The following is an 11,156-nucleotide window of genomic DNA, read 5'->3' as shown; positions in this document are numbered from 1 at the left end:
CCCGCACGGAGCGTCCGTCCTACGGTGACCGTGCCCCGCGCACAGATCGCCCGGCCTACAACAACGACCGTCCGGCCCGCACGGAGCGTCCGTCCTACGGTGACCGTGCCCCGCGCACAGATCGCCCGGCCTACAACAACGACCGTCCGGCCCGCACCGAGCGTCCGTCTTACGGCGATCGCGCCGAGCGTGCGCCCCGTCGCGACTTCGGTAACGACCGCCCGAGCGATGGCGACAGCAAGTTCTACCCGAAGCGCAGCGAAAACGGCGCCAAGCCGAGCTTCGCCGGCGGCGACGACGTCGTACTCGAGCGTCTCGAAGCCATCGCGACGACGGCATCCGATGTCGTCGGTGTGACCTTCGGCGACCTGGGCCTCGGCGAGAACATCGTGCGCGAGCTCGCCGCCCTTGGTGCTCCGTCACCGTTCCCGATCCAGGCCGCGACCATCCCCGACGTGCTCGCCGGGCGCGACGTGCTTGGCCGTGGCAAGACCGGATCCGGCAAGACCATTGCCTTCGGTGCTCCCCTCGTCGAGAAGCTCATGGAGAACAACGGAGCCAAGGACCGCAAGATGGCCCGCAAGCCCCGCGCGCTCATCCTGGCCCCGACCCGCGAACTCGCCCTGCAGATCGACCGCACCGTGCAGCCCATCGCCCGCAGCGTCGGCCTCTTCACCACCCAGATCTACGGCGGAGTTCCCCAGTACCGTCAGGTCAGCGCCCTCCAGCGCGGCGTGGACATCATCATCGGCACCGCCGGTCGCATCGAAGACCTTATCGACCAGGGTCGTCTTGACCTCTCCGAAGTTGTCGTCACCGTGCTCGACGAGGCCGACTACATGTGCGACCTCGGGTTCCTGGAGCCGGTGCAGCGCATCCTGCGCCAGACCAAAGCCGGCGGCCAGAAGCTCCTCTTCTCCGCGACCCTCGACAAGGGTGTTGCCTCGCTGGTCAAGGAATTCCTGACCAACCCGGCCGTGCACGAGGTTGCCGGTGAAGACCAGGCCTCCTCGACGATCGACCACCGCGTGCTCGTCATCGAGCACCGCGACAAGGGCCGCATCATTGAAGAGCTCGTCAACCGCGAGGGCAAGACGCTAATCTTCAGCCGCACCCGTGCCTACGCCGAGCAGCTCGCTGACCAGCTCGAAGACGCCGGAGTCAAGGCCACCAGCCTGCACGGTGACCTCAACCAGGCCCGCCGCACCCGCAACCTGCAGATGCTCACCAGCGGCCGGGTCAACGTTCTCGTCGCAACGGATGTCGCTGCTCGCGGAATCCACGTTGACGACATCGACCTGGTCATCCAGGCCGATGCCCCCGACGAGTACAAGACGTACCTCCACCGCGCGGGACGCACCGGCCGCGCCGGCAAGACCGGAACCGTCGTGACGCTCATTCCCAAGCAGCGCAAGCGCCGCATGGACGAGCTGCTCGACCGTGCCGAGATCGACGCGAGCTACACCTCCGCCACCCCCGGTGACGCGGCCGTGCGCGAACTCGCGAGCATCTAGCATCCGCTTGAAAATTCGTTTGTAGACAAGATGGGCATCCACCGTTCGGTGGGTGCCCATTTTGTTTTCTTCCCCATTAGGGGCACGATCAGTTGTAGGCAACAGGGGGAAATGCACGAGGATCGGCCGCACTGACGCAGCCGATGGGCTCCCCGGTCGCCCCGCCGGCACCCACTGAAAGGTCCTCATGACTGTCTCTACCACTGTTTTTCAGAATGCCCACGTTTTTGACGGCGAACGGTTCCTTCCCGAGCCGGCGGACATCGTGTTCACCGGAACCACTGTCGCGGCGGTTGGCCCGCAAGCAGGATCGGACCCGGCCTTCGCGAACGCCAGCGTGATCGATTGCAGCGGCAAGACCGTGCTGCCCGGGCTGATCGACCTGCACATTCACTCCACAACGTCGAATCCGGGCTCACTCCAAGCCTTCACCGAACCGTTCTCCCTGCAGTTTTACGAATCGGTGCGTAATCTCGAAGCCACCCTGCGCGCCGGAATCACCTCGGCACGCGACGCTGGCGGCGCCGATCTGGGCACCAAGCTTGCCGTTGACAGCGGACTGATCAAGGGTCCGCGCCTTCGGCTAGCCATCAGCATCATGTCCCAAACCGGCGGGCACGCGGACTTCTGGCAGCCGTCCGGCGTGGAGTCCCCGACCATGGGATCGCACCCCGGCCGCCCAAGCGGAATCGCGGACGGAGTCGAAGAAGTGCGCAAGGTCACTCGACGCATGCTTCGGGCCGGCGCCGACCAAATCAAGATCTGCTCGACCGGCGGTGTGCTCTCGCCCACGGACGACCCGCGCCACTCGCAGTTCACCGAGGCCGAGATTCGGGTCATCGTGGACGAGGCTGAAGCGCAGGGCAAATACGTCATGGCGCACGCGCAGGGAGCTGCCGGAATCAAGAACGCTCTGCGCATGGGCGTGCGCACCATTGAGCACGGAATCTATCTCGACGACGAAGCCATCGCCCTGTTTCTGGAAAAGAACGCGTACCTCGTTCCCACCCTTGCCGCGCCGGAGGCTGTCATCCGCAAGGCGGCATCGGGACAGAGCGGACTTTCGCCGCTGGTCATCGCGAAAGCCCACCAGGTGATTGACATTCACCGCGAATCCATTCGGCGAGCAGTCGCCGCCGGTGTGCGCATCGCCATGGGCACCGACTCCGGGGTGGGCGTGCACGGCGAAAACCTGCAGGAGCTGGCCCTGCTCGCCGGAGTGGGCATGACACTCGAGCAGGTGCTCGCAGCCACGACGTCGGTGGCCGGAGAGCTCATCACTCCCATCGGATCCATTGGGCGATTGGCTCCGTCGTACCTGGCGGACGCCGTGGTTCTGAACACTCGCCTGGACTCCGTCGACCAGCTCGCCTCACTCCCCACCATGATCGACCAGGTGTGGAAGGACGGCCGAAACCAGTTCCCCGCGTAGCTGATTTCGCCCCGTTGCCTGTCGGAACGTTTCGCTCAGTGTTGAGAAGAAAAGGCCTGGATTGATGTTAGAACAACCGATTTATGTCGCTACGGTGATTATTCTGCTCCTCGCCGTCGGCGAGGTGATTTCCATTCTGTCGAAGGCCTGGATACCGTCCCTACTGATTATCTTCGTCGGCTATCTCGTGCTTATCTGGACCGGCGTCCTGCCGGCCGACCTGATACCGAACTCGGCGTTTGCGGCCGTGGGCTCGCTTCTGGTGGCGGCCGTCATCACGCACATGGGCACGCTGATACCGATCAGTCAGCTCCGCTCGCAATACAAAGCGATCTTGATCGCACTGTTCGGAATCGTTCTCGGTGCGGGGCTGATCCTGCTGGTCGTGTCGCCGATCCTCGGTTACGCCACGGCCGTGGCCGGTGCCGGGCCGGTGACCGGGGGCATCCTTGCCTACATCATCACCGCTGAGCGACTGACCGAGTTGGGCCTGAATCATCTCGTCGTCATCCCCGCACTCGTGCTGGGCGTGCAAAGCCTCATCGGCATGCCGCTGGCGAACATTCTTCTGCGTAAGTACGCGGTCAAACTTCGTGACGGCGGACAGCTGCAACCGACCTCCGCATCAGACTCGATCGCATCAAGTGCCGATGGCGGCACCGACCGTGTGAGTGCCGCCGGTGCGCGCACCGCACTTGCCACCCACCTGCAGGCGCGCCCCGCGACCACCACAGCGAAAAAAATTCAGCTGCTGCCGGAACGCTTTCAGGAACCGACCATCATCCTGATGCTGTTGCTGGCTTCGGGAAGTTTAGCCACGTTGCTGGGATCGATCACCGGTGTCAACTATGGAATCTGGGCGCTGGCAATCGGGATCATCGGCCACGTGCTCGGAATTTTCCCGCCCAAGGCAATGCAGCAGGCAAATGCTTTCGGTCTCGCCATGGCCACGGTCATCGTGGTCGTCCTCGCGAGTATGAGCTCGGTCACCTGGAACGACATGCTTCAGGCATTCTGGCCCGTGCTGCTGATCCTCGGCGTTGGCGGAATCGGCATTATCGGCGGAGGGTGGATCGCCTCGAAAATTTTCAAGTGGGACCCGCTGAAGGGCATTCCCGTTGCTTTGACGGCAATGTTTGGCTTTCCGGGGGATTACATTCTCTGCCAGGAAATCAGCCGTTCCGTGGGGCGCACTGCAGACGAGCAAAAGGCGATTTTTGACGAGCTGATCACTCCCATGCTCGTGGGCGGCTTCACCACGGTCACGACGGCGTCGATCGTGGTGGCATCGATTCTGGTGCAGACCATTTAGTCGGCGTGACCGCTCGCGTCGGCACCGACTGAGAATTCGGGAGTTGCCGAGCGAGCATCCGTCTGCCAGAATTACTTTCCGAACGGTCGGTAAGTTACGACTCGTTTCCACACGCACACGCAGACACCGTCGTCAGGAGAAAACATGGCTGAGGCCTACCTCGTTGGAGGAGCACGCACCCCCGTAGGTCGGTACGGCGGAGCGCTGGCCACAGTTCGCCCCGATGACCTCGCCGCGCTCGTCGTCGGCGAAGCCGTGCGCCGCGCCGGCATCGATCCGGGCCTGGTCGAAGAGATCATCTTTGGCGCCGCCACCCAGGCCGGCGAAGACAACCGCAACGTCGCCCGCATGGCCGGGCTGTTGGCCGGGCTGCCCGACCACGTGCCGGGGATCACCGTGAACCGGCTGTGTGCCTCGGGCATGTCGGCGATCACCATGGCCGCGCAGGCAATCCGCGCCGGAGACGCCGATCTCATGATCGCCGGCGGCGTCGAGTCGATGACCCGCGCCCCCTGGGTGCAGGCCAAACCCGACCGCGCCTGGGCCAAGCCCGGTGCCCAGTTCGACACCTCCATCGGCTGGCGTTTCGTGAACCCCAAACTCGCCGCCCGCGACAAAGCCACCTTCTCGATGTCCGAGACCGCCGAAGAGGTCGCCCGCCTCGACGGCATCACCCGCGAAGAAGCGGATGCCTTCGCCCTTCGCAGCCACCAGCGCGCCGCCGCCGCGATCGACGCGGGCCATTTCGTCGATGAGATCGTCGGCGTGCCTACCAAAAAGGGCGAGGTCCTCGTCGATGAGGGCTTGCGCCGCGAGACCACCCTCGAGGGCCTCGCCGCCCTGCGGCCCATCGTCGCCGGTGGCTCCGTCGTTACAGCCGGCAACGCGAGCTCGCTCAATGACGGCGCCTCCGCGGTTCTCGTGGCGAGCGGCGAGGCCGTGAAAAAGTACGGCCTCACGCCGCGCGCTCGCATCGTGGTCGGTGCCAACGTGGGCCTGGCCCCGGAGATCATGGGCCTCGGGCCGGTCGCCGCCACTCAGCGCGCCCTCGAGCGCAGCGGCCTGAGCCTCGCCGACCTCGGCGCCATCGAACTCAACGAAGCCTTCGCCACCCAGTCGATCGCGTGCATCCGCCGCCTCGGCCTCGACGAAGAGATCGTCAACCGCGACGGCGGCGCGATCGCGCTCGGGCATCCGCTCGGGTCAAGCGGTGCACGCCTGGTCGTCACCCTGCTCGCCCGCATGGAGCGGGAAAACGCCCAGCACGGCCTCGCCACCATGTGTGTCGGCGTCGGCCAGGGCTCGGCCCTCATTTTGGAGCGTGTCTGATGTCTGTTTCTGAACTCGAACTCGGCGACCGCGGCGAAAGTGGCGTTCCTGATCGCGTCGGCGTGCTCGGCGGCGGGCGCATGGGCGCCGGAATCGCCCACGCCTTCCTGCTCGCGGGAGCCCACGTGGCTCTGGTCGAGCGCGACGACACCGAGGCTGCGGCCGCCCGCGAGCGCGTGCTGCGCGCCGTCGACGCCAGTATCACCCGCGGCGCCACCGGGGAGACCCGCCCCGAGCTTGAGGCCCGCCTCGCCGTTGGCGCCGACTTCGGCCTGTTCAGCGACCGTGAACTCGTCGTCGAAGCCGTTCCCGAGGTACGCGCACTCAAGGTGGAAGCCCTGCAGAAGGTCGAGGCCCACCTTCCCGCCGATGCCGCACTCGCCAGTAACACCTCGTCGATCTCGATCGACGACCTCGCCGACGAGCTCAAGCGCCCGGCCCGCTTTCTCGGCCTGCACTTCTTCAACCCGGTGCCCGCCTCGAACCTGGTCGAACTCGTCACCGGCAGCGCTACCTCGCCCGAATTGGTAGCGGATGCCCAGAGCTGGGTTTCCGCGCTCGGCAAGACTCCGATCACCGTCAGTGACGCGCCCGGATTCGCCTCGTCCCGGCTCGGAGTGGCCCTCGGCCTCGAAGCCATCCGCATGCTCGAAGAGGGTGTCGCGAGCGCCTCGGATATTGATGCCGCGATGATGCTGGGCTACAAGCATCCGGTTGGACCGTTGAAACTGACCGACCTGGTCGGGCTCGACGTGCGGCTCGGCATCGCCGAATACCTGCACCAGCAGCTCGGCGCCCGCTTCGAACCGCCCGCGCTACTGCGCAAACTCGTCGCCGAAGGAAAGCTCGGCCGCAAGTCCGGCCAGGGCTTCTACCGCTGGGACGAGGCCTGATGCCCGCCCGCACCGATACCGCACCCCGCACGCACCTGAAGGAGACCCCATAATGACCATCCTGCCCAGCTACGTTCAGGGCGCCTGGTGGACCCCGACTTCCACAGACGCCGCCGTCGACGTCTGTGACGCCTCGACCGGTGAGGTCGTCACCCGCGTCAGCACCCGGGGCCTTGACCTCGCCGCCGCCCTCGAGTACGCCCGCACCGTCGGCCAGAAATCGCTCGGCGAGCTCACCTTTCACCAGCGTGCCGTTCTGCTCAAGCAGATGGCGCTGCTGCTGACCGAGCACAAGCAGGAGCTCTACGCCCTGTCCAGCCGCACCGGAGCCACCAAGGTGGACTCCTGGGTCGACATCGACGGCGGCATCGGCGTGCTGTTCAGCTACTCCTCCAAGGGACGCCGCGAGCTGCCCAACGCCCGCGTCTACGTCGACGGGCCGGTTGAGCCGCTCTCCAAGGACGGCTCTTTCATCGCCCGCCACATCTACTCCCGCCTGCCCGGAGTGGCCGTGCAGATCAACGCCTTCAACTTTCCGGTCTGGGGCGCGTTGGAGAAGTTCGCACCGGCCTTCCTCGCCGGGGTGCCGACCCTGGTGAAGCCCGCGACGCCCTCCGGCTACCTCGCCGAGGCCTTCGTACGCATCCTCGCCGACTCCGGCCTGCTGCCGGCCGGGTCGTTGCAGCTTGTCTCCGGCAGCGTGCCCACTCTGTTCGACGACGTGCGCCTCGGCGACCTCGTCGCCTTCACCGGGTCGGCCTCCACCGCCGAGAAGCTGCGCGCGAGCGACTCCGTGCAGACCGGGGGAGTGCGCTTCACCAACGAGACCGACTCGATCAACGCCTCGATTCTCGGAACAGATGCCGCCGCCGGAACCCCCGAATTCGACGCCTTCGTCAAGCAGGTCGTCACCGAGATGACGGTCAAGGCCGGCCAGAAGTGCACCGCTATCCGCCGCGTCATCGTGCCGCGTGCGGCCATGGATGACGTCATCGCGGCCGTGCAGGCGCGCATCACCGAGCGCATCGTCCTCGGCGACCCGCGCGCCCAGGGAGTCACCATGGGCCCGCTCGCCTCCGCCGCGCAGCGCCTCGAGGTGCTCAAGCAGGTTGCCCGACTGCAGGAGGCCGGCGGCAGGCTGGTCGTCGGCCAAACGGATGCTCCGCTCGTTCTCCACGCAGACGGCACGACCGCGCTCGCTCCCGACGGCGCCTTCGTCGAGCCGCTGCTGCTGCGCTTCGACGACGCCTCCGCTGCCGCCGTGCACGAGGTCGAGGCCTTCGGCCCGGTCTCGAGTGTGCTCGGCTACGACACCCTCGATGAGGCCATCGCCCTCGTGCGCCGGGGTGGCGGGTCGCTCGTGACCAGTATCGCCACCCACGACCCGTCAGTGGCCGTCGCCTTGATGACCGGCATCTCCGCCTTCAACGGTCGGGTGCTGTTGCTCGACCGCGACGACGCCCGCACCTCCACCGGGCACGGTTCGCCGGTGCCGCAGCTCGTGCACGGCGGACCCGGGCGGGCCGGCGGCGGTGAAGAGCTCGGCGGTATCCGTGCGGTGCTGCACCACATGCAGCGCACCGCCATTCAGGGCTCGCCCGAGATGCTCACGGCCATCACCGGAATCTGGCACCAGGGCGCGTCTACGCGAGCCGGCGACACGCATCCGTTCCGAAAGAGCCTGGCCGAACTCGTGATCGGCGACCAGATCGTGTCCGACTACCGCACGGTCACCCTCGAAGACATCGAAACCTTCGCCCAGTTCACCGGCGACACCTTCTACGCCCACATGGACGAGGAAGCCGCCGCCGCGAACCCGTTCTTCCCGGGCCGGGTGGCGCACGGCTACCTGCTGGTCTCCTGGGCCGCCGGTCTGTTCGTCGATCCGGCGCCTGGGCCGGTGCTGGCCAACTCGGGTCTCGAGAACCTGAAGTTCGTCACGCCGGTGTCGCCCGGCGACAGCATCCGCGTCGCCCTCACCGCGAAGCAGATCACCCCGCGCGAGACCGACGAGTACGGCGATGTGCGCTGGGACGCCGTGCTGACCAACCAGAACGACGAGCTCGTGGCCTCCTACGACGTGCTGACCCTGGTCGCCAAGCACTAGGTAGGGGTTCGAAAGCGGGCCCGCGCAAAGATCATGGGCCCGCTTTCGTCATCCAGCTTGCACCTGGGCGCAGCGCGGATTACACCAGTACGGTGTCGGTGCGCGCTGTCGCGCGCGCCTCGATCGTGGTCTTCGGCCGCGAGGTTGGGGTCGTCGCGGGCAAGGAACCGGCCTCACTGACGATGACGAGTCCCTGGGCGCTGTTGGCTGAGCAGCTGAGGTCTTCGATCCACTGTCGGTTGAGCTTGGCCGCGTGTCCGCCGGCGTACTTGAAGTACAGCGGGATCGCCGGATTCATCCAGATCGAGCTGCGACCGGAACCGACTGCGGCGGAGTCCTGCCAGGACAGGAGAAAACTCTCGCTCCGGCGCAGCTTCTGCGCAATCACGAGCTGAAGGTGCTCCAGGGTGCGATCATCGATCTCCACGACGACGCGGTCATACGTAAGTGAACCCATGATTGCTTTCCTGTCCGTTTCAGCGATGCAACTCATCTCAGTATTACGTTCGCGCGCCCGCACTAGTAGGGTCCAACGTCCTCACTTGCCCCGTCCGCACCACGTTCGGGGCCCGGGCCCCGTCCCTGGGCCCAGTTTCTATACTGGGCCCGCGGTCACAAGGTGGGCCCGGCATCCGCTCAGCCAGCGTCGTCGTCGGTCGTGCCGGCGCGAACGCGCGAGATCGTCTCCCCGGCCGCGACGATCACCAAGATAACCGAGGTCACGACGCCCAACCCGAGCGGGGTCAAGAGAGCACCCGCAGCACCGGCCAGGGCGAGCAGCCCGATCCCCACGAGGTGCGACACGAGCAGGGTGCGCGTGACGATCCAGCGAAACAGCAACAGTCCCACCAGGTAGAACAGCGGCCCGCCAGTGATGGTCACGGCCACCGGCAGCGTCATGGCGTCCTCCGGGTGTTCCAGCACCGACTTGTCAGCGACCGAGGTCAGCACGATGCCCGCGATGATGATGGCATGCACGTAGGTGTATGCCAGCCGAGCAATGCGGCCCGGCTCGCTTGATGCCGCAATCGCCCTGCTGCCGGCTCGCTCGCCGTGATCGAAATACAGCCACCACATCGCCAGCCCGTTGACGAAGGCGAGAAACAACCCGGTTATCCCCAGAGCGGATGCCTCCTGGTCGACGAAAGCAAACCCGGTCACCAGAAAAGACTCACCGACGGCGATGATCACGAACAGGGCGCTGCGCTCGGCGATGTGCGGCCCGGAGACATCCCAATCGTCGACGCCCGGCGCTTTCAGCCCGGGGATGCGAAATCCGAGGCTCGCCGAACCATACTCAATGGCCAGGGCGATCAGCCAGGCCGGCAGCCGCACGGACAGCGGCATGAGACCACCGATGATCCAGAACACGCTTGCCACGGACAGCCAGAGCAGAATGCGCAGAAAGGTCGCGTGCAGGGCCGGATCGTGGCGGGCCAGGGCGAGCACCATGAACACCGTGCGGCCCAGTTGCAGAACGACATAAGCGATGGCGAAGACCAACCCCTGATCGCCGAAGGACTCGTAGATCGACGTGCTGATCACCAGACCCACGAGGGACAGCCCGATCACCACGCCGCGTACCGGCAGCTTGGCCGGGTCGAGCCAGTTGGTCACCCACGTCGTGTATACCCAGAGCCACCACAGCGCGAGCACCAGGATGATCGATTCCAGCGCCCCGACCCAGGACTGGTTGGCGTACAGGTAGCGCGACAGCTGGGTGAGGGCAAAGACGAAGATCAGGTCGAAGAACAGCTCGATGTAGGTGACCCGGTCACTTCGCGCGGAATCGGCCGGCCGCAGCAGGCTCCGGCGAAACCCCAGGCGCAGAATCCACGCGCGATGCTCAAACGGATGCTGCTGCTTCGTCTTCCCGGATCGGCTCACCTCCCCAGTCTCCCCCGTGCGGGTCAAACCCGCACGACACCTCCCTCATCCACCAGTGCAATTGCGGACGGGGCCCGGGCCCCGTCCGTGGGCCCAGTTTATGAACTGGGCCCGTGTTCATAGGGTGGGCCCGGTAGGTGCGGACCGGTGCGACACGCCCGGGTGGGGTGCGTTTTGACGGGTGGGTGTGGTGGCCGTAATGTATCTATACGTACCCCAAAGGTGCGGAAAGCCGCAGTGCTTTTCGGCCTCATGTGGGACCAGATCGTAGCCGGATCAGCTGAGAGTGCTTGTTTCAAGTGCGTTGAAGTTGGGCTAGGATGGTAAGCCTCCCATCGAGTGTGTGTTGCTGGTTGAGTCGTGTTTTTCTGAGCGTTTTGGTGTGCTTTGCATGCCGGAAATTGCCCGGTTTGGCCGATTTGACAGCGACTGGCTGGGTGGGTAAGTTAGACAAGTTGCCCCGGAGCGACAGCCCAGAATAGGGCCTGAAGTCGGGTGTGTCCGATCCTTGAGAACTCAACAGCGTGCACAATGTCAAATGCCAAAAACCTCGTGGTTGTTCACCCGTTTCTAGCGGGTTGCAGCCGGGAGATTCCTTTGGAAATAATATTGAACAAGTCCTGACTTCGGTTGGGCAACTAAACAAAGCAAGTCAGTAATGATTTGTTCTTGTCAGTTTCAA

The 11,156-nt window shown here is 65.4% G+C and carries 8 protein-coding genes; 6 read left to right on the top strand and 2 right to left on the bottom strand.

Annotated elements, in window-relative coordinates; translation table 11 throughout:
• The 6 genes from E3T35_RS07105 to paaZ form a co-directional block, all read left to right on the top strand.
• Positions 1-1,514, top strand: a 1,514-nt coding sequence (locus E3T35_RS07105) for a DEAD/DEAH box helicase (protein ID WP_241988758.1), incomplete at its 5' end; no start/stop codon positions are given.
• A gap of 187 nt (positions 1,515-1,701) precedes the next feature.
• Positions 1,702-2,946, top strand: a complete 1,245-nt coding sequence (locus tag E3T35_RS07100; RefSeq protein ID WP_092338020.1) for an amidohydrolase family protein — start codon at positions 1,702-1,704, stop codon at positions 2,944-2,946.
• Between the two features lie 64 nt (positions 2,947-3,010).
• Entirely contained in the window at positions 3,011-4,258 is a 1,248-nt protein-coding gene (locus E3T35_RS07095; RefSeq protein WP_134378259.1) for a hypothetical protein, read from the top strand.
• A 144-nt stretch (positions 4,259-4,402) separates the two neighbouring features.
• Entirely contained in the window at positions 4,403-5,587 is a 1,185-nt protein-coding gene (locus E3T35_RS07090; protein ID WP_092338016.1) for an acetyl-CoA C-acyltransferase, read from the top strand.
• Positions 5,587-6,480 carry a 3-hydroxyacyl-CoA dehydrogenase family protein gene (locus E3T35_RS07085; RefSeq protein WP_092338014.1) on the top strand — a complete coding sequence of 298 codons (894 nt, stop codon included), beginning with the start codon at positions 5,587-5,589 and terminating at the stop codon, positions 6,478-6,480. Before E3T35_RS07090 ends, E3T35_RS07085 begins: the two co-directional genes overlap by 1 nt.
• A 52-nt stretch (positions 6,481-6,532) precedes the next feature.
• Positions 6,533-8,587: a phenylacetic acid degradation bifunctional protein PaaZ gene (gene paaZ, locus E3T35_RS07080; protein WP_134378258.1), complete on the top strand. Its 2,055-nt coding sequence runs from the start codon at positions 6,533-6,535 to the stop codon at positions 8,585-8,587.
• A 79-nt stretch (positions 8,588-8,666) separates the two neighbouring features.
• Here paaZ and E3T35_RS07075 read toward each other — a convergent pair whose 3' ends face one another.
• On the bottom strand, positions 8,667-9,044 hold the full coding sequence (locus E3T35_RS07075; RefSeq protein ID WP_241988757.1) for an ATP-dependent DNA ligase: 378 nt from the start codon (positions 9,042-9,044) through the stop codon (positions 8,667-8,669).
• Positions 9,045-9,223: 179 nt separating this feature from the next.
• On the bottom strand, positions 9,224-10,474 hold the full coding sequence (locus E3T35_RS07070; RefSeq protein ID WP_166789868.1) for a low temperature requirement protein A: 1,251 nt from the start codon (positions 10,472-10,474) through the stop codon (positions 9,224-9,226).
• Positions 10,475-11,156 lie beyond the last annotated feature (682 nt).

This window comes from Cryobacterium sp. TMT1-2-2, assembly GCF_004403505.1.
GTDB classification, from domain to species: domain Bacteria; phylum Actinomycetota; class Actinomycetes; order Actinomycetales; family Microbacteriaceae; genus Cryobacterium; species Cryobacterium flavum.
The sequence above is the reverse complement of the archived record's forward strand: the minus strand, read 5'-3'. Positions and strand labels throughout refer to the sequence as shown.